Source organism: Pseudomonas sp. FSL R10-2189 (assembly GCF_009600325.1).
GTDB lineage: Bacteria > Pseudomonadota > Gammaproteobacteria > Pseudomonadales > Pseudomonadaceae > Aquipseudomonas > Aquipseudomonas helleri.
On the sequence record NZ_WIVZ01000014.1, the window covers coordinates 1 to 19,502 of the forward strand.

Sequence of the window (19,502 nt, forward strand, 5' to 3'; positions counted from 1 at the left end):
GTTAGCGGGAGGCGAATTCTACAGCGTTACACGCTGCTGTCAACACCTCATTTCCTGCTTCGATGAATTGAAGCTGGTACCGTCAAAATCATCCAACTCATTGATATCCAAGGAGTTTTCCGTTTCGACTGCGCCGGAAGTGGTGCGAATTATAGGCTGCAAAAATTCTGAGTCAAGGGTTAATTAACGCCCTCTATATATAAGACAAATTCAAAAGCATATTGCGCACTATATTGCACACTGCGCGCCACTTGAGCATGATGCTTGACCTCTACACACTTATCGCCCAGGCATACCCCGCAATGACACAGTCCTCTCGTAGCCTCGTATCGACGCTATTACCTGTTGGTCTACTCCTTATCGCCATGGCCTCAATCCAATCAGGTGCGTCGCTCGCAAAAAGCATGTTCCCCGTTGTGGGCGCCCAAGGCACGACAACCCTGCGCTTGATATTTGCCAGCATCATCATGCTACTGATACTGCGCCCCTGGAGAGCCAAGCTCACCGCCAAATCGCTCAAGACCGTCATTGTTTACGGTATAGCGCTGGGCGGCATGAACCTGCTTTTCTATATGTCGCTGCGTACTGTCCCGCTGGGGATTGCTGTTGCACTCGAATTCACAGGCCCGCTGGCAGTCGCTATCTTCTCTTCACGCAAGGCCATCGACTTTGTGTGGATAGGCCTGGCAATTACCGGGCTTTTACTGCTTATCCCTCTAGGAGAAGGCGCACAAGGCATTGACCTCGTCGGCGCAGCCTATGCACTCGGAGCTGGCGTGTGTTGGGCGCTGTATATCCTCTTCGGGCAGAAAGCAGGCGCAGACAACGGCGTCCAGACAGCAGCCTTGGGCGTCATTATTGCGGCACTGTTTATTGCCCCCGTGGGCATTGTTCATGCAGGCAGCGCGCTATTGACCCCAGCCCTGATCCCGATCGCCCTTGCTGTCGCGTTATTGTCCACTGCCCTGCCCTACACGTTAGAGATGATCGCTCTTACGCGCATGCCTACCCGTACGTTTGGAACCCTGATGAGTATTGAGCCTGCCTTTGGAGCGCTGTCGGGGCTACTGTTTCTGCATGAGGTTCTGTCTGTCACACAATGGATAGCTATTCTGTGCATTATCATGGCCTCCGTCGGTGCGACCCTCACAATGCGTGGTCACTCAGCACCTGTCAGCACAGACAATTAGTCACCTATTTGACACAGTTCTGGTAATTGACTCTCATTTAGAGGATGTTTATAGGCCGAATGTGTCACTTGGGGCGATTTCGGATAAGGACATCCAAAGGAGCAACTGAATGATCAACCGCTCACCGCACCACGTAAATCTGACGTAAAAGCTTTAAGGACAGGAATGAAACGATTTTTGGTAGTTTTGGCCGTGCTTATGATCTCCGGCTGCGCTGCGACCTCCGAAACCGCCGTCAAACGTGGCAAGCGTGGCTTGCACATCAACTGCTCTGGTTTATCGTCATCTTGGGATAAATGCTACGCGGAGGCCGTAAAGGCGTGCGGAGACAAGGGATACCGCGTTGTTGCCAAGTCAGGCGATGGTACTGAAGAACCTGGGGATTACCCTTTCGGATTGAATCCCGCCGGCTATACCAGTCGCAGCATGATCGTCCTTTGCAGATAACAGCCCAAGTCTCTGTCACGTAACCCACTCAGTCGATTACGTGACAGAGCGCCCTCGCGCTTTAAGAAAGTGCTGCTGTTCGAGCCTGCAACCACGCTAACGCATCACCCTCAAGCAATGGGCTCAATCGCTCACAAACCTGCTTGTGATAACCATTTAGCCAGTCAAGCTCTTCACGCGTCAGCAGTGAAGCCTCAAGGCAACGCGTATCTATCGGGCAAAGCGTCAGGGTTTCAAACTTGAGAAACTCACCAAACTCCGAGGCGCCAGCCTCGCGATTCAACACCAGGTTCTCAATTCGCACGCCCCAACGCCCCGGGCGGTATGTACCCGGCTCAATTGACGTAATCATTCCGGGCTGCATCGCTGTGTGCGGTGCTACGACTGCCTGATAGGCAATCACCTGCGGCCCCTCATGCACGTTCAAGAAGTAACCGACGCCATGCCCTGTACCGTGTCCGTAATCAACGTTATCAGCCCAGATCGGTGCCCGGGCGATGGCGTCGAGCAAAGGTGACAGAATCCCCTTTGGAAACTGGGCACGCGACAAGGCAATCACACCTTTAAGCACACGAGTGCAGTCATGCTTTTGCTCGCGGGTAGGAGTACCGACAGGCACCATACGAGTGATATCGGTGGTACCCCCCAGATACTGACCACCCGAGTCAATAAGCAATAAGCCATCCCCCTCAATGACGGCGTGCTCTTGCTCGGTCGCGTGGTAATGCGGCATTGCGCCATTGGCGTTAAAAGCCGCAATGGTATTGAAGCTCAGCGATACAAAGCCCGGGCGACGTGCACGCGCAGCGCTCAACTGCTCATCAATGGTCAGCTCCGTGATGCGCTCACGACCCAAGGCAGCTTCGAGCCAGGCAAAAAACTCGCAAAGCGCGGCGCCATCCTGCTCCATGGCCTGACGGATGTGAACTGCATCATCAAGGCTCTTTTGCGACTTGGCGAACGTGGTTGGATTCAACCCCTCAACGAACGTCACCTCACGGCTTACGTTGTTGAGCAAACCGCAAGTGACGCGTGCCGGATCTATCAGCAGTCGGGTCGTGGCAGGCAGTGCAGCCAGAGCCGAATTGATCTCGGTGTAATCACGCAAATTGACGCCATCGCGTTGAAGGGTGTCACGCAGTTCAACCCCCACCTTTTCCAGATCAACAAACAACGTCGCCCGGTCCAGCTCAATCAATGCAAACGAGACAAAGACCGGGTTAAAAGAAACATCAGACCCACGCAAGTTAAACAGCCAGGCAATATCATCCAGCGTGGCGATAAAATGCGCATCGGCGTTACGCTGCTTAAGCGTTTCGCGCAGCTTCGCCAACTTGTCTACTCGGCTCACGGTGGCTTGAGGTGGTAAATGTTCATACACCGGCTGTTTAGGCAGCGCGGGACGATCAGCCCACACCAGGCTCAATACATCGATGTCGATACGCAGAACAGCGCCACGCTCTTTGAGCTTGCTCTCCAAAGTGCGCGCGGATGCCAACGCCAGAACAGCACCATCAACCGATACTGTCGACCCTTGCGGAGCTTGTTCTGCCAACCAGTCCAGAGGGCTTGGCTGACCAGGTTGCAACTTGACCAGTTCGATAGTGCTACCGGCAAGCTCTTTGCCAGCTTGCTCCCAGTAACGGCTGTCAGCCCACAATCCGGCAAAGGTCGGCGTCACGATCAACGTACCGACTGAACCGTGAAAGCCTGACAGCCATTGACGGCCCTGCCAGTAGGCAGGCAAATACTCGGAGAGGTGTGGGTCGGCCGAGGGAACCAACAGCGCATAAATGCCGTTCTGTTCCATCAAAGCGCGAGTCCGCGCCAAACGCTGCACCACAGATTCCTGATTCAACGACTGAATACTCATCCTCTCTCCTGCTGGCCACGGTTGTTTTTCTTCGTCGCGGATAATGGAGCAGTCATCAAGACTGGGCAACCGCCCAAAAAGGTGCAGGCGCTGCAATGGCAACCTTGATGGCGTTTACCGCGACATCAATGTCCTGCTCGCGGGTAAAACGCCCAAGACTCAAACGAATGGTTCTCGCCGCCTTAGCTGCATCATGGCCCACAGCAAGCAGCACGTGCGACGGGGCTTTGCTGGCCGAATTGCACGCCGAAGTTGCCGAGTAGGCCAGCACTGCGCTGAGTGCCGAACTATTAAAGTGCCCTTCACCAAACGTCAGGCTCAAGGTATGAGGGATTCGTTGGGTCGGACAACCATTAGATTGCACACCCGGCACATCAGCCAATTGCTCAAGCAAACGCTGGCGAAGGCCCTGAATATGCGCAAGCTCCTGGGTAAACGATTCACGGGCAATGGCAAAAGCTGCGCCCATGCCGGCGATCTGATGGGTTGCCAAGGTGCCGGAACGCAGTCCGGACTCATGGCCACCACCATGGATCTGGGCCTGCAAACGATCTTGCGCACGTGTCCCGACATACAGAGCACCAATCCCTTTGGGACCGTAGAGCTTGTGCCCCGAGAACGACATCAAGTCCACCGCCCACTCTTGCAGGTCGATGGCCACCTTGCCGGCACCTTGTGCCGCATCAACATGAAACAACGCACCGTGCTCGCGAACCAGTCGCCCGATAGCAGGAACGTCATTCACCGTTCCCAGCTCATTGTTGACCAACATCAGCGACACCAGCAGCGTGTCCGAACGCAGCGCAGCACGGACTTTTTCAGCACTGACCAGCCCGTCGCTGTCTGGGGCCAGGTACGTCACATCGAAACCTGATGTCTCTAAAAAGTGCGCGGTATCCAGTACTGCCTTGTGCTCGATCTGGCTGGTAATAATGTGCCCGCGCGATTCGCGGCTGGCCTGGGCAACGCCCTTCAAGGCCAGGTTATTGGACTCGGTAGCGCCCGACGTCCAGATGATGTGCTCTGGTTGTGCGTTGACCAACTGCGCGACCTGCTCACGGGCGAGCTCTACCGCCTGCCGGGCAGACTGGCCGAAAGCATGTGAGCCAGACGCCGGATTTCCAAAATTGCCTTCAAAACCCAGGCACTCGACCATCACCTGAATGACACGATCGTCCACAGGCGTGGTGGCGGCGTAATCGAAATAAAGAGGTCGTTTGTTCATTGTGCAAACCCACTGAGCGCATTCCGGAATCAGGCAGTGCTTGATAGCAGAAAAGTGAAACCGCGTGAAAAGCGCGGCATTTAGAAATAACCGATTGAACAGCTCAAACAAAGAGGCAGCGCCGAGAAAACCTGTAGGAGCCTTCCTAAACTCAGCCAAACGCTAATACATAGCCTTATAAAGCGCTAAAAGTAGGGTGTTATGCAAGTCCGATATGCCATAAGGATATATAAATATGGAATTACGTTAGTTTACGGAATATCAAAATCCCCTTATAAAGTCGCCTTCGGCTTTCCTTTTGTGGGCAGAGCCCCCGATAAAAGGAGCTGTCCATTGCAGCTTTTAACATTACCGTCGACTCCGGCACTCGCGACCTCCATAAGGGCCACGGCCCAAGTGTTTGAAGATCCCGTGTCCAAGGCGTTACTGGCTCATCTGCAACAAATAGCTCCCAGCGACGCCAGCGTCTTGATCATTGGCGAAACAGGCACTGGCAAAGAGCTGGTAGCCCGACACATTCATCAACTCAGCCACCGTCATCAGCAGCCTTTTGTCGCCGTCAACTGCGGCGCATTTGCCGAGTCGCTGGTCGAAGCCGAATTGTTCGGTCACGAAAAAGGCGCCTTCACCGGTGCATTAGCGGCCAAAGCGGGCTGGTTTGAAGAGGCTGACGGCGGTACCTTGTTTCTGGATGAAATCGGCGACTTGCCGCTGCCCATTCAAGTGAAACTGCTGCGCGTATTGCAAGAGCAGGAAGTCGTCAGGCTCGGCTCGCGCAAAAGCACACCGATTAATGTCCGCGTCCTGGCGGCCACCAACGTCAACCTGGAGCAGGCCATCGAAGCGGGGCATTTTCGCGAAGACCTCTACTACCGTCTGAATGTCGTGAGCCTGGTGCTGCGCCCATTGCGCGAGCGACCAGGGGATATCCTCCCGCTGGCCAGACACTTCCTGCATACCTATCGGCAACGTCTGCAACACGGCCCGTCGACGCTCAGCCCATGCGCCGAAGAAGCCCTCACCCAACACCCATGGCAGGGCAACATCCGCGAACTGGAAAACGTCATGCATCACAGCTTGTTGCTGTGCCGCAACCAGACCATCTCCGTGCAAGACCTGCGACTGTCACCTTCACGCGTAAGGCGCCAGGAAACACCCGGGCCGTCATACGCGCATTCGCAAGACAGCACCCAAGACCTGCTGCAACGCGCGTTTCGCAGGCTGTTCGAAGAAGAGCCCGGCGCGTTGCATGAAACGGTTGAAGACAGCCTGCTTCGCGCTGCCTACGAGTTTTGCCATCACAACCAGGTGCATACCGCCAAACTGCTGGGCTTGAGCCGCAATGTCACACGTACACGCCTGATCAAGCTTGGCGCTTTATCCGTGAACACTCGCCGCTCTGACTCACCGCCCTCCTCTCCCTATTTGCAGCAGTCCATCTAGTTAAACAGCAGCAGCCTTATGACGGCTGCTGCTGAGCCGAACGTATAGCGCAGACGTACTGATCAGCCGTTGCCTGAGCAACCTTAGCCCGTGATAAAAGGCCTGTCGCCGCTTCCCGCGGTTATGGGTAAGATGGCTGCTTCCTTCAGCGCATCGCGCATACGTCCCGCCGAATTAAGTCGACCTCATGCCTTTTGATCTCAGCCTCAGCGTAGATTTGACCACCCTCGCCATTTTGGCCGCCGTTGCATTTGTCGCCGGTTTTATCGACGCGATTGCGGGCGGTGGCGGCTTGCTGACCACCCCTGCCCTGCTGACCGCCGGCCTACCGCCGCACCTGGTACTGGGGACCAACAAACTTAGCTCTACATTCGGTGCAGCCACAGCCAGCTTCACCTTTTATCGGCGCAAACTGTTCCATCCACGCGAGTGGAAGCTGGCTATTTTCGGCACCCTGACAGGTGCCCTGATCGGCGCTATCGCCGCCCATTACATGCCGGCTGAATGGCTCAACAAAATGTTGCCGGTGATCGTCTTCGGCTGCGGGCTGTACTTACTGTTTGGCGGCACGCCTAAAACCCCGATCGACAACGACGCGCCGATCAAAAAGAAATGGCAACTGCCACAAGGTATTGGCCTGGGTTTCTATGATGGCGTAGCGGGCCCGGGAACCGGTGCGTTCTGGACCGTCAGCAGCATGCTGCTTTACCCCATCGACCTGGTGAAGGCCAGCGGGGTCGCCCGCAGCATGAACTTCGTCAGCAACATCGCTGCGCTGTCGATCTTCATCTTCTCCGGGCACGTGGACTGGATCATCGGTCTGACCATGGGCTTTGCAGTCATGATCGGCGCCTTCTTTGGCGCCCGCAGCGCAATCAGCGGCGGGGCCAAATTCATTCGCCCGGTGTTCATCACCGTGGTCCTGGGGCTGACAGTGCGCCTAGCCTGGCAACACTGGTTCGACATGGCCTAAACGCCGCGCCACGTACAGGTCGATGAGATAACGCGCGATCGAGCGCGACGCCGGCAATGGCGGCAAGTGGTGAATGTTGAACCACTGCGCATCTTCAATTTCGTCGGCCTGGGGCACTATGTCACCGCCCGCATACTCCGCATGAAAGCCCAGCATCATCGAGTGCGGGAACGGCCAGCACTGACTGCCCACATACTGAATATTCTTGACCTGGACCTGCACTTCTTCGTGCACCTCGCGAATCAGGCAGTCTTCGGCCGACTCACCCGGCTCGGCAAAACCGGCCAAGGTGCTGTAAACACCTGGCACAAAGCGTGGCGAACGTGCCAGCAAGACTTCATCGCCACGGGTAATCAGCACGATCATGCTCGGTGAAATACGCGGATAGCTACGCATGTCACACGGCGCACAATACATCGCCCGTTCCCTCGGCACCTGCGTCATGGCCTGTCCGCAACTGCCACAAAAACGGTGCTCACGGGCCCACGTGCCAATTTGCGCGGCGTACCCCAACACCTTGTACAACGTGGGGTCGCCTTGCAGCATAAACGCACGCAAACCCTGCCACTGGCAGCCCTGAACCTGGGCAGTGCCCTTCAATTCCAGCAGGTAGACCGGCTCGCCGTCCAGATGGCCAATGCCATGCTCAGCCAAAACCGGCAGGTCCTGACGCTTGAGCCATTCACGTGGAAACAATGGGCCATTGTCGTCGAGCAAAAAACCCTCTGGGCCACGCGCCACGGCCAAGCCGCCAGCAAAATCGGTGTCCAGTACTGCCGTAGTCCAACGCGAAGTCATCACAACATCCCAGGTCAAGTTGAGGTGCGACGCGGCGACCGCGTCAATCCTGAAATTCAGGCTTTTGTTTGCTCATATGTGCTGCTATGGCCAAACGCAAGTCCGTGGATTGCAACATGGTCGCGTTCCAGGTGGCAACATATTCAAGGCCATCATCAACACGATGATCACGCATGTAACTGATCATTTGCTTGGTCCCGCCCACCGCAATCGGCGATTTGCCGGCGATGTCTTGCGCAATGGCCATGACCCCTTCCAGCAAACGCTCATGATCACTGTAGACCCGGTTGACCAGGCCAATACTGCGCGCTTCTTCAGCGTCGACCATGCGCCCCGTATACGCCAGTTCCCGAAGCATGCCGTCACCAATAATGCGCGGCAAACGTTGCAAAGTGCCGACATCAGCGGCCATGCCCATGTCGATTTCCTTGATCGAGAACTGTGCATCTTCTGCGGCATAGCGCATGTCACAGGCCGCGATCAAATCAATGGCGCCCCCCAGGCAATAACCCTGGACAGCGGCCAGAACTGGCTTGCGACATTGATCAACAGCATTGAACGAGGCCTGCATTTGCAGGATTTTACGCCGTAGCAGGCGAGCGTTACGCCCCACATCCTTGCCCAGCTCATTGGCCACCGACGCCAGCAACATCAAGTCAATGCCGGCCGAAAAGTGCTTGCCGGCGCCACTGATCACCACTACGCGTACGGCATCGGTTTCATCGATCCACTGAAAAATCTCAATAATCTCAGTCCAGAATGCCGCATTCATCGCATTGACCTTTTCAGGTCGATTGATCGTCACGTGGGCGATGCTGTCGTTTAACTCAACCTTGAAAGCCTGGTACTCGGGCATAACCTGAATCCTTTTTGGGGCGTTGTCGCCGGTCAATGAGCGAGCGACTATAACAAGCAGCGCCCCCCGGAAAAGACCGTGATTACGCCAAAAACCGGACAAAGTGACGTCTTCGATCAGCCATCAAGGCTTCAGGACAAAACGCTCAAGTGCCTGCGCCACGCCGTCGTCCTTGTTGCTTGCGGTGACATACATCGCCTGCTTGCGGATCGCCTCGTCTGCCTGGCCCATGGCAACCGACAGCCCGGCACGCTTGAACATCGCCGGGTCATTGCCGCCATCGCCCAAGGCCATGGTGCGCTCCAGCGGCACCCCTAAACGCGCAGCCAAGGTGGCAAGCGCCTCGCCCTTGTTCGCATGCAAGGCTGTCACATCTAGATAAAACGCCTGCGAGCGGCTGGCCAACGCCTCGCCACCAAAAACATCTTGGAGCTGATGCTCAAGCTCGACCAGCAACGGAGCATTACGGCTGGCCGCGACAATTTTGTCGACCCGCTGCAAATAGTCGCCAAAGTCAGTGACCACCCGCGGAGCAAAGCCCAGCGCATTCTGCTCCTGCGCCACCATGGGCCCATCCGGGTCGCGCAACAACCATTGATCATCGGCAAATACCCAGACTTCTACGTCGTGGTCAGCCAGTAAACTCAACGTCGTTTTCACTGCCTCATAGGGCACGGGATGCGTTTGCAGGTAACTGCCATCAGGGTTAACCAGCACCCCGCCGTTAAAGGCAGCCGTTGGCAACTCGATACCCAGCTGTTTGATCTGCTCACGCATGCCTCGCGGCGGTCGCCCAGTGGCCAGCGTGAAGTACACGCCCGCAGCCTGCAGCGCTTTTACCGCCGCCAACGTGCGCGGACTAATGCTGTGATCGGGCCTGAGCAAGGTGCCGTCCATGTCGCACAGCACCAACTGAATCGGCTCTTGCGTCGGCGTGCTCATTCGATGTCCAGCCATACGCGGCCATCGCGGGCCAACAAATCCCTGGCGGCTTGCGGCCCGTCTTCACCGGCTTTGTAGAAGTGCACGTCCGCCTGCTCACGCCAGGCATCGAGAAAAGGCTGCACGCCGCGCCAGCCGTTTTCGATGTTATCGGCCCGCTGAAACAAGGTTTGATCGCCAGTCAGGCAGTCATAAATCAAGGTCTCGTAGCCAGTAGACGGCTGCACCTCAAAGAAGTCCTTGTAGGCAAAACCCAGCTCAATATTGGCCATGTTCAGACCCGGGCCAGGACGCTTGGCCTGCAAGTCAAACCACATGCCTTCATTGGGCTGGATGCGGATACGCAGATAGTTGGGCTTCAAGCGTTCCACTTCGGTATCGCGAAACTGTGCGTAAGGCGCGGGTTTAAAGCAGATCGCAATTTCGGTGTCACGCGCGCTCATGCGTTTGCCAGTGCGCAGGTAAAACGGCACGCCCACCCAACGCCAGTTGTCGATCATCACTTTGAGGGCGACAAAGGTCTCCGTCGCACTGTCTTCGGCCACGTTGTTTTCTTCACGATAACCGGGCACAGGCTTACCACCCGACTCGCCCGCCGTGTATTGACCACGCACCGAGTTTTTGCGCGCGTCATCAATCGACCACGGCCGAATCGCGCCAATCACTTTGGCCTTTTCGCCGCGCACCGCATCCGCGCCAAACGCCGCCGGGGGCTCCATCGCCACCATGGCCAACAGTTGGAACAGGTGGTTAGGCAACATGTCGCGCAAGGCGCCGGTGTTTTCGTAAAAGCTGCCACGGGTCTCGACCCCGACCGTTTCAGCGGCCGTGATCTGCACGTGGTCGATGTAATGGTTGTTCCAGAACGACTCAAAAAGTCCGTTGGAAAAACGGCTGACCAAAATGTTCTGGACCGTTTCCTTGCCCAGATAATGGTCAATCCGGTAGATCTGCTTCTCGCTCATGACACTCAACAGGCAAGCGTTTAAGGCTTGCGCCGTATCGACATCCGAGCCAAAAGGTTTTTCAATCACTACCCGGCGAAAAGCCTCCGGGGTTTCTTTAAGCAGCCCGCTGGCACCCAGCCGCTGCACCACTTCGCTGAAAAAGCGCGGGGCAGTGGCCAGGTAAAACACCGCGTTGCCCGTGCCACTGGCGAAAATCTTCTGCTCCAGCGCCGCGTAGGTGCTGTCGTCAAGGAAATCGCCCTGCACATAACTGATGTTTTTCGCCAAGCGGGCCCACAAGTCAGCATTCAGGCCCTGACCATCAGGATGGTTGACCTTGCTGGCGGCCTCCGTGCGAATGAAGTCCTCCAGCTTCTTGGCAAAACCCTCATCACTGATCGCATTGTGGTCAACGCCCACAATGCGTAAGCCATCGTCCAGCAAACCGTCCCGAGTCAAGTTGTACAGCGCCGGCATTAACAAGCGCTTTACCAGATCACCATGGGCCCCAAACAGAAACAGTGTGGTTGGAGGCGCAGGTTTAACGTTGGATTTGCTGGACGGTTCGGTCATTTTTTAGGCGTCTCCACATGGCCGCCGAAACCAAAGCGCATGGCCGACAACAATTTGTCGCCATACAGGCTTTGCTGGCGCGAGCTATAACGGGCAAACAGGGCGTTCGACAGAACCGGCACCGGCGTCGACTGCTCCATGGCAGCTTCGATGGTCCAACGGCCTTCACCGCTGTCAGCCACGGCGCCCGAATAACCGTCCAACGGTGCGTCAACGGCCAGGGCGTCGGCGGTCAGGTCCAGCAACCAGGACGACACCACACTGCCACGACGCCACACTTCAGCGATATCGCCCAGGTTCAGATCAAAACGCTGGTCTTCAGGCAGGTTTTCGCCGCCTTTCATCTTCATCAGGTTGAAGCCTTCGGCATACGCCTGCATCAAGCCGTACTCGATACCGTTGTGCACCATTTTGACGAAGTGACCTGCACCCGCCGGGCCTGCGTGGATGTAACCGCGCTCGGCGCGATCGTCATCAGACACACGGTCCTTGGTCCGTGGAATATCGCCCAGGCCCGGGGCCAGCGCAGCAAACAGCGGGTCCAGGTGTTTAACCACTTGCGTGTCACCGCCGATCATCATGCAGTAACCGCGTTCCAGGCCCCAGACGCCGCCCGAAGTGCCGACGTCGACATAATGAATGCCTTTTTCAGCCAGCGCTTTGGAGCGACGAATATCGTCTTTATAGAAGGTGTTGCCGCCATCGATGATGATGTCATCGGCGTCGAGCAGTTGGCTCAGGGTATCGATCGTGTCTTCGGTCGGTGCGCCAGACGGCAACATGACCCACACAGCGCGAGGCTTGGCCAGGCCAGCCACCAGCGCAGGCAGGTCAGCAACGCCGGTGGCGCCGTCCTGTTCCAGAGCACTGACGAAGTCGGTATTGCGGTCAAAAACCACGGTGGTATGCCCATTGAGCATCAGACGCCGTGCGATGTTCCCGCCCATACGGCCCAATCCAATAATTCCCAACTGCATGTACTGTTGCTCCCAACGGCAAATAAATAGGTGTACAGCACCTTAGTTCAGCAATGCTCAAGGTGCTCGGCTAAGGATTAGTCCTATCGCATGGCGCATAGTTTCGCACAAGCAGCGGGGCAGATTCCCGATTGAATCCACTCAGCGGACGGATGAACGGCGATCTGCGCAAAAAAACACCAAAAACCCCTCCCCAACCGTAGGAGCGAGCTTGCCTCGCGATCTTTTAAAAGATCAAAAGATCGCGAGGCAAGCTCGCTCCTACGACCATCACCCCTCGAAGCTTCATCTTCCGCACAAAGTTTTCACATGACTTTTGTGACAATTGATCACTTTTTGGCTGTTTTATTTTCAGACAGCCCACACGCGTTGTGCCGGGTCATCCGGCGTCAACCATTCAAGCTGTATTGCGCTGGAGTGTTGTATGGGGTTGTTTAAACGCAGTAATGCATCTGCGAAGGGGTTCGATTGGGCTGGTTTAGGCTGGTTGTTTCTATTCTTCTGGTACTTTTCCGGCATCACTCAACTGTTGATACAGCTCACCGGTACTTCGGGCTTTTCAGGCTTTCGCCAGGCATTCGTGATGAGCGCCCTGTGGTTGGCGCCGATGCTGATGTTCCCCGCCCGCACCCGGATCATGGCCGCGGTGATCGGCGTGGTGCTGTGGGCCTGCTCCATGGCCAGCCTTGGCTATTTCTTTATCTACCAGCAAGAGTTCTCGCAAAGCGTCATCTTCATCATGTTCGAGTCGAACACCTCTGAAGCCGGCGAGTACATGACGCAATACTTTGCCTGGTGGATGGTGCTGGCCTTCCTGGCGCATACCGCGTTCGCGGTTTTCCTCTGGACACGCCTGCGCCCGGTGTACCTGCCCCGCGCCCAAGCCTGGGCCGCAGCCCTGGCGATCGTGCTCGCAGTGGTCGGCTACCCGCTGATCAAACAGACCCTTAAACACGACACCTTCGCCTCAGCTCTCGAAAGCTTCGAAAGCCGCGTAGAACCAGCCGTGCCGTGGCAAATGGTGGTCGCTTATCGTCGTTATCTGCAACAACTGGACAGCATGCAGGGCATGCTCGCCAGCGCCAGCAAAATTCCGCCGCTCACCAACCTCACAGATGAAGAAGCAGGCCAACCGACCACGCTGGTTCTGGTCATCGGTGAATCCACCAACCGCCAGCGCATGAGCCTGTACGGTTACCCTCGCGAAACCACGCCCAACCTGGACAAGTTGCGCGACCAACTGGCGATCTTTGACAACGTCGTCACGCCGCGTCCTTACACCATCGAAGCCCTGCAACAAGTGCTGACCTTCGCCGACGAAGAAAACCCGGACTTGTACCTCAGCACTCCGTCGCTGGTCAGCGTGATGAAACAGGCGGGTTACAAAACCTTCTGGATCACCAACCAGCAGACCATGACCAAACGCAACACCATGCTCACCACCTTCTCCGAGCAGGCTGACCAACAGGTCTACCTCAATAACAACCGCAACCAGAATGCCCGCCAATATGACGGCGATGTCCTGGAGCCCTTTAACAAGATCCTGGCGGACAGCGCACCACGCAAACTCATCGTGATTCACTTGCTCGGCACTCACATGAGTTATCAGTACCGCTACCCGCCGACCTTCGACAAATTCACCGACCGCACCGGTGCGCCTGCCGGGTTGAGCGATGACCAGATCCCCACCTACAACAGCTACGACAATGCGGTGCTGTATAACGACTTCGTGGTGTCGAGCCTGATCAAAGACTTCGCGAAAACCGACCCGAACGGCTTTCTGCTGTATTTGTCCGACCACGGTGAAGACGTGTTCGACTCTGTGGGCCACGACACTCTGGGGCGCAACGAGGCCAAGCCAACCGCGCCGATGTACACCATCCCCTTTTTGGCCTGGGCATCGCCCAAATGGCGTGAAGACCACACCTGGGATTTCGCCGGTGATCTGGACCGCCCTTACAGCAGCTCACAGTTCATCCACACCTGGGCAGACCTGGCCGGGTTAAGCGCTAAAGAGCTGGATGACAAGAAGAGCCTGGTCAGCGACGAGTTTGTCGTGCGCCCGCAATTGATAGGCGACCCCTACTCTCGCCCGCAAAAAGCCCTGATTGATTTCAGCCTGATCAAGCCAAAAGCGGCGCCAGTGCAAAGCGCGGTCAATTAATAGATGCACAACGGGGCGCCCTTGGCGCCCCGTTGTTATTGCATAAGCCCGCTGTTACAGCGGCTTGTTCCAAAACAGCATACGCCCGTGGGCCGGGTCCAGTTGCCCTGCGCTAAACCCGAATTTGCGGTAAGAACCCTGAGCCACAGGGTTGCCTTCCAGCACTTCGAGGGTGATTTTGCAGCAGCCGCGTTCCCGCGCAATGGCCTCGACCTTTTCCAGCATTTTTTGGCTCAGACCCAAGCCACGGTAGGTATCGACCACTGACACGTCGTGCACGTTGACCAGCGGCTTCCCGGCGAACGTCGAAAAACCTTCAAAACAGTTAACCAGCCCGGCGGCCTTGCCATCCACAAAAGCCAGCACGCTGAATGCATGTGCACGCTTGGCCAACTCGCCCGGGAGTTGTTCCAGCACCTGGGCTGATAACGCCTCGCCGCCACCCATCGGGTCCTGCGCGTAGTGGTTCAAAACGTCTCGCAGTGCTTGAGCGTGAACCGGGTCCGTATAGTTTGCTTGTACGACTACCACTTGCGACATCGCGCATCTTCCCCAAGGTCTGATTTTATTTTGAGAGCCTGCGACCTTAGCGTGCCAGCGGTGACGCAAACAAGTATTCGTCTCAAGGGCGCTGTGGCGGGTCAATGCTCTGCATCAGTTCAACAATATTCGCGGCCAGCGCGTCGGCATCCTGATAAATGCGGATATGCCGGAACTGCGCGTTGTCGCGATGGTATTGCGCGGCATCGACAGCCGGCCCACCGGCCATTTTCTGGCTGATCAAAAGCAAGTCAAACTCACCAGGTTTGGCGTCGCGCAGTCCTTTTAGCGCATCAACTGCGCGCAAAGGAGCTACTCGGTGGTATCCCGCCAGATTGAGCGCCCTGTCAATTTTTAACGCCTGCTCGGTATCAGAGTCTGCGATCAATATTCGTAAAGACTTATTCGGCATAGTGGTTTAACCGTCGTCACACGTCGTTGCGTTGAATGTTTAAACAAAACAGCCCGTTTCAACGATTAATAGGTGGGGTGCCTTGTTTTTCAAGCCCCGCCTGTCTCCAGATCACTGCGCTCCCTGATGCTGCATGTGCTCCTCCAGAGCGCGGGCAAAGCGCTCCATCTCTGCATGCAGCGCATCCACACACGGGAGAATTAACGCCGGATCGGCCAAAGCGCTCGCGGCCTCAAGTTGCTCGCAACAACGCATCAAGCCTTTGGCCTGGACCAGTGCAACAGCTCCTTTGATCTTGTGCGCCAGCGCAGCCAGCCCTTGAAAATCATCGCTGACAAAAAGCTGCATCAACTGCACAAGATCCTCTTCGGTATTGACGGCCATCTCCGTCAGCAACTGATGCACCAACGCGTCATCGCACTGAGCCAATTGTTGGAGGTAGGCCAAGTCAATTTCATCGTGGCCTTCGGCAAGCGGTTCGGCGTAAGACACGTTTGCAGGACCTGGAGTTCCGAAGGCCAGGCACAGACTCAAGTCCTGCAGGCTGATCGGCTTGAACAAGCACTGATCCATCCCCGCTTGCCGACAACGTTCATTTTCTTCGGGCTGGGCATTGGCCGTCAGGCCCAAAACAAGGCATGGTTCAAGCGCCCGCCCAGCCTCGTCGCTGCGTATGGCGCGGGCCAAATCGTAGCCATTCATGACCGGCATGTTGCAATCGGTAATGACCACGTCAAACCTGCCCGCGCGCCACGCCACCAGGCCTTGAGCACCGTTCTCGGCATCAATGACACGGTGCCCCAGGTAACTCAATTGTTGAGCCAGCAGCATCCGGTTGGCCGGGTAGTCGTCCACCACCAGAATGCTCATCGAGCCCGGCGAGGCCAGCCCTTCTACCTCGTCATCTGCTTGCCCGGCATCGGGTTCAAGGCGCGGCACATTGAGGCTGATAACAACGTGAGTGCCTTTGCCCAGCTCACTGCTCATCTGAATCGTCCCGCCCATCATTTCGCAAAGCGTGCGGCAAATCACCAGCCCCAGCCCTGAGCCGCTGCGAGCCGATTGATGATTGTTGCTGGCTTGGACAAACGGGCTAAACAGTCGACGTAGATCCTCCTCGCCAATACCTGCTCCGGTGTCATCAACCCGTATACCAATCTCTACCTGCGACCCGTCAGGGTGAGGCTGCACGTTCAACGTCAGACGGACTTCACCCTGCTCGGTAAACTTGATGGCATTGCTCAGTACATTGGAAACAATTTGTTTAAAGCGCATCGGGTCGATCAACACGTCGATGTCTGCAGCCGATGTAGCGGGTTCATACACCAGACTCAGATGTTTCTGCCGGGCCAAACCATCAAACATACGCACGACCGACATCACCAACGTCTGCACATTGGCGCGTTTGGGGCTCAATGACAGATGCCCGGACTCAATGCGCGCGATGTCCAGAATATCGCCGATCAACTCCAGCAGTTCGCGAGCAGCCCCCGACGCCACCTCAATGGCCAGCCGGTCCATAACGCCCTGATCAGCTTTTTTCATCGCCAACTCAAGCATGCCGATCACTGCATTCATGGGCGTGCGGATTTCATGGCTCATGGTGGCTAAAAACGTGGTTTTGGCGCGGTTCGCCTCATCGGCCTGTTGCTTGGCAGTTTGCACTTGCTCCAGCAATTGCTGGCGCCTGGCGACACTGCGACGCAAATAGGCAATCCAGCCAAACGCGAGCAACAGCAGCACTGCTGCAATGGCAAAGCCCTGGAGAATCGCAGCCCGATTACGCAACCAATAGCTTTCGCCTTCCGGCGAGTCATCGCGCCAGCGATTGGTCAGCACGCTCATGTCTTCAGGAGAAATACTCAGCAACGCCTTGTCCAGAACCCCATGCAGTTCTGGAGCATCGCGCGCAGTGGCAAAACCGATCTGTGCGGGCTGAGTGCCCACCGTACTGGTGATGTGCAACTGCCCGTTAAAACGCCGCGAAATCATGTAGCGCGCACTGATCAACGCGTTGATGGCACCATCCGCTTTACCTGCAACCACCATCGCCATGGCATCGGCAGCGTTGTCTGCCTCCAGCAGTTGGATGCGGGGGTAGTGCCGCAATACAAACTCGCGCAACACATTGCCTCGCACCAGCACCAGGCGCTGGCCCGCCATCTCATCCAGCGTGTCAGGGCTCTCAAGTCGGGTAGAGGTCACCAGCACAAACGGCGTGGTCAGATAAGGCCGGGTAAACAGCAACTGTGATTCACGATAGACGCTAGGAGTGAAGGCGCCGATGACATCGGCTTTGCCGCTGCTGACCAGACCGATCAGGTCTTGCACCGAGTCGCCTTTAACTACCTCGAACTCAAGGCCGGTGCGCGCGCTGATATTAAACAGCACATCGGCGCTGACGCCTTTAAACACACCCTGCTCGTCAATAAACGAAAGCGGCAAGTATTGATCATTGATCGCCACCCGCAGGCGCGGATGTGCATCCAGCCAACGCTGTTCACTGGCGGTCAGGTTCAGCCGCGAATGGCTACTCACTTGCGGCCCTTCCGAACTCCAGCGGCGCAGAATCGTCATCCGCTCACTGGCCGGAATCGCCGCCAGCCCCGCATTGACTATGCGCAGCAACCGGGCGTTATCGCGCGCCAGCGCAAACGCAAAAGGGCTGACATCGATGCGCGAGAAGTCGGCCAATTGCACATTGTTGAGGTAGTTTTTATTGATCAGGTAGTTGGCGCTGATGAAGTCCCCCAAGTAAGCATCAGCCTGACCAAACGCCACAGCGCCAATGGCACTCAGTGTTGAGGGATAAAGCTGCAACTCGGCCTTTGGGTAAAACGCCCGGACTTCTTGTGGAGGCAAATAGTGATCTAGCATGGCCAAGCGCTTGCCAGCCAGATCAGCCGGCATCACCGGTTGGTTGGCGCTGCGCGTTACCAGCGTGGGCGAGTCGTCGGCATAGGCCTGGCTCAGCACCAGTGCGCGATCTTGCGCTTCAAAGCCGTTGGCGCTGCTGAGCAAGTCCAGCTCGCCGCGCTTGAGCGCGTTTATCGCCAGCGACCTTGAGGCATACCGTTTAACGTCAACATTAACATGCAACAACTCGGAGAGTAGCTGCATGTAATCCGCCGTCAGCCCTTCAAAGTCCTGATCATTACCGGTCATGTCAAAGGGCGCGTAATCCGGTGCCGAAATGCCCAGCCGCAAGGTGTCGTGCTGTTTAAGCCATTGCCAGTCGGGCGCCTCAAGCACCACGCTGTAGGCTTCAACATTTGAGCGGCCCAACAACTGCAACGACTGCACCGTCGGCTGCGCCAGTGCGTAAGGCCATCCCAGAACCAGCGACACGATCAACAGCCCGTGCCGCACAAAAAGCTTCATTTAAATCAAGCCATTACGTTTGGCAAACTCTGCCAGATAAACAACTGACGTCATGTTTAATTTTTCAATCAACCGTGCCTTATAGGTACTGATGGTCTTGCTGCTCAGGGTCATATCCAGTGCTATTTGTTTATTACTTACACCTCGAGCAAGTTGCTGCAAAATAGTTAACTCGCGGGCCGATAAACTTTCAATCAATTCGATGTCCGTCAATGTTGCATCACTGTTTCGAACCGAACTGATCGCCAGGTTAGGGAAAAACGTATAACCGTCCATGATCGTCCTGACCGCCCGTTGCAACTCGCTGAGTTCCTGGTTTTTCGTCACGAACCCGGCTGCACCGGCCTTCATACAACGCTGCGAATAAAACAGCGCCGCTTGGGAGGTCAGCACCAAAATCCGGCAGGTCAGCCCGGACGCCTTGATACGGCTGATCACCTCCAGACCGTCCAGACCCGGCATGGTGATGTCCAGGACCACCAGATCGACCGCATGCTGGCGCGCCAACTGCACCGTATCAATTCCGTTAGTCGCTTCAGCCACGACGGTGTAACCCTGATTCTCCAACAGCAGTCGCACAGCCGTGCGAATTAAGGAATGATCATCGGCAATCAAGACTTTATACATTTGAACCCCTGCCAAAAACTGCCAATAACAGGACGTGGGCGGCTTTATCTATTTTTTTGAATAGATAACTCCGTAACTTCCTCATGATTAACATGCTTATGAATACAAGGGAAAGTATAGGATATTTCCTACAA

At 56.2% G+C, this 19,502-nt stretch carries 16 protein-coding genes; 5 read left to right on the forward strand and 11 right to left on the reverse strand.

The window, feature by feature from the left end; translation table 11 throughout:
- The first annotated feature begins 302 nt into the window (after nt 1-302).
- Together rhtA and GHO32_RS12080 are read left to right on the forward strand one after the other, a co-directional pair.
- Complete coding sequence (gene rhtA, locus GHO32_RS12075; protein WP_153333695.1) at nt 303-1,190, forward strand: threonine/homoserine exporter RhtA; 888 nt, start codon at nt 303-305, stop codon at nt 1,188-1,190.
- Nucleotides 1,191-1,355: 165 nt separating this feature from the next.
- Nucleotides 1,356-1,637, forward strand: coding sequence for a hypothetical protein (locus GHO32_RS12080; protein WP_048373188.1), 282 nt, complete (start codon nt 1,356-1,358; stop codon nt 1,635-1,637).
- Nucleotides 1,638-1,698: 61 nt separating this feature from the next.
- On the opposite strand, the gene GHO32_RS12085 is transcribed toward GHO32_RS12080, so the two are convergent.
- Nucleotides 1,699-3,510, reverse strand: a complete 1,812-nt coding sequence (locus GHO32_RS12085; protein ID WP_153333676.1) for an aminopeptidase P family protein — start codon at nt 3,508-3,510, stop codon at nt 1,699-1,701.
- A 55-nt stretch (nt 3,511-3,565) separates the two neighbouring features.
- Nucleotides 3,566-4,735 carry a cysteine desulfurase family protein gene (locus GHO32_RS12090; RefSeq protein WP_153333674.1) on the reverse strand — a complete coding sequence of 390 codons (1,170 nt, stop codon included), beginning with the start codon at nt 4,733-4,735 and terminating at the stop codon, nt 3,566-3,568.
- Between the two features lie 333 nt (nt 4,736-5,068).
- Between GHO32_RS12090 and GHO32_RS12095 the strand changes: the two genes are divergently transcribed.
- Both GHO32_RS12095 and GHO32_RS12100 read left to right on the forward strand, forming a co-directional pair.
- On the forward strand, nt 5,069-6,178 hold the full coding sequence (locus GHO32_RS12095; RefSeq protein WP_048391395.1) for a sigma-54-dependent Fis family transcriptional regulator: 1,110 nt from the start codon (nt 5,069-5,071) through the stop codon (nt 6,176-6,178).
- 187 nt (nt 6,179-6,365) lie between these two features.
- Nucleotides 6,366-7,151, forward strand: coding sequence for a TSUP family transporter (locus GHO32_RS12100; protein WP_153333672.1), 786 nt, complete (start codon nt 6,366-6,368; stop codon nt 7,149-7,151).
- Here the strand turns inward: GHO32_RS12100 and nudC are convergent.
- The 5 genes from nudC to gnd form a co-directional block, all read right to left on the reverse strand.
- Nucleotides 7,119-7,949: an NAD(+) diphosphatase gene (gene nudC / locus GHO32_RS12105; protein WP_153333670.1), complete on the reverse strand. Its 831-nt coding sequence runs from the start codon at nt 7,947-7,949 to the stop codon at nt 7,119-7,121. The two genes, GHO32_RS12100 and nudC, sit on opposite strands and share 33 nt — an antisense overlap.
- A gap of 43 nt (nt 7,950-7,992) precedes the next feature.
- On the reverse strand, nt 7,993-8,805 hold the full coding sequence (locus tag GHO32_RS12110) for a crotonase/enoyl-CoA hydratase family protein (protein ID WP_153333669.1): 813 nt from the start codon (nt 8,803-8,805) through the stop codon (nt 7,993-7,995).
- A gap of 123 nt (nt 8,806-8,928) precedes the next feature.
- On the reverse strand, nt 8,929-9,747 hold the full coding sequence (locus GHO32_RS12115) for a Cof-type HAD-IIB family hydrolase (protein ID WP_153333667.1): 819 nt from the start codon (nt 9,745-9,747) through the stop codon (nt 8,929-8,931).
- A complete protein-coding gene (zwf, locus tag GHO32_RS12120) occupies nt 9,744-11,267 on the reverse strand; it encodes a glucose-6-phosphate dehydrogenase (RefSeq protein WP_153333665.1) in 1,524 nt (507 codons plus the stop codon). The genes GHO32_RS12115 and zwf overlap by 4 nt, the downstream gene beginning before the upstream one ends.
- A complete protein-coding gene (gene gnd / locus GHO32_RS12125) occupies nt 11,264-12,244 on the reverse strand; it encodes a phosphogluconate dehydrogenase (NAD(+)-dependent, decarboxylating) (RefSeq protein WP_153333663.1) in 981 nt (326 codons plus the stop codon). Before gnd ends, zwf begins: the two co-directional genes overlap by 4 nt.
- A gap of 424 nt (nt 12,245-12,668) precedes the next feature.
- On the opposite strand from gnd, the gene GHO32_RS12130 reads away from it, so the two are divergent.
- A complete protein-coding gene (locus GHO32_RS12130; RefSeq protein ID WP_153333661.1) occupies nt 12,669-14,408 on the forward strand; it encodes a phosphoethanolamine transferase CptA in 1,740 nt (579 codons plus the stop codon).
- A gap of 54 nt (nt 14,409-14,462) precedes the next feature.
- On the opposite strand, the gene GHO32_RS12135 is transcribed toward GHO32_RS12130, so the two are convergent.
- The 4 genes from GHO32_RS12135 to GHO32_RS12150 form a co-directional block, all read right to left on the reverse strand.
- Nucleotides 14,463-14,948, reverse strand: a complete 486-nt coding sequence (locus GHO32_RS12135) for a GNAT family N-acetyltransferase (RefSeq protein ID WP_153333659.1) — start codon at nt 14,946-14,948, stop codon at nt 14,463-14,465.
- 82 nt (nt 14,949-15,030) lie between these two features.
- Nucleotides 15,031-15,360: a hypothetical protein gene (locus GHO32_RS12140; RefSeq protein WP_153333657.1), complete on the reverse strand. Its 330-nt coding sequence runs from the start codon at nt 15,358-15,360 to the stop codon at nt 15,031-15,033.
- A 111-nt stretch (nt 15,361-15,471) separates the two neighbouring features.
- Nucleotides 15,472-18,741, reverse strand: a complete 3,270-nt coding sequence (locus GHO32_RS12145; protein ID WP_153333655.1) for a transporter substrate-binding domain-containing protein — start codon at nt 18,739-18,741, stop codon at nt 15,472-15,474.
- Nucleotides 18,742-19,368 carry a response regulator transcription factor gene (locus GHO32_RS12150; RefSeq protein WP_153442842.1) on the reverse strand — a complete coding sequence of 209 codons (627 nt, stop codon included), beginning with the start codon at nt 19,366-19,368 and terminating at the stop codon, nt 18,742-18,744. It lies immediately after the preceding gene.
- Nucleotides 19,369-19,502 lie beyond the last annotated feature (134 nt).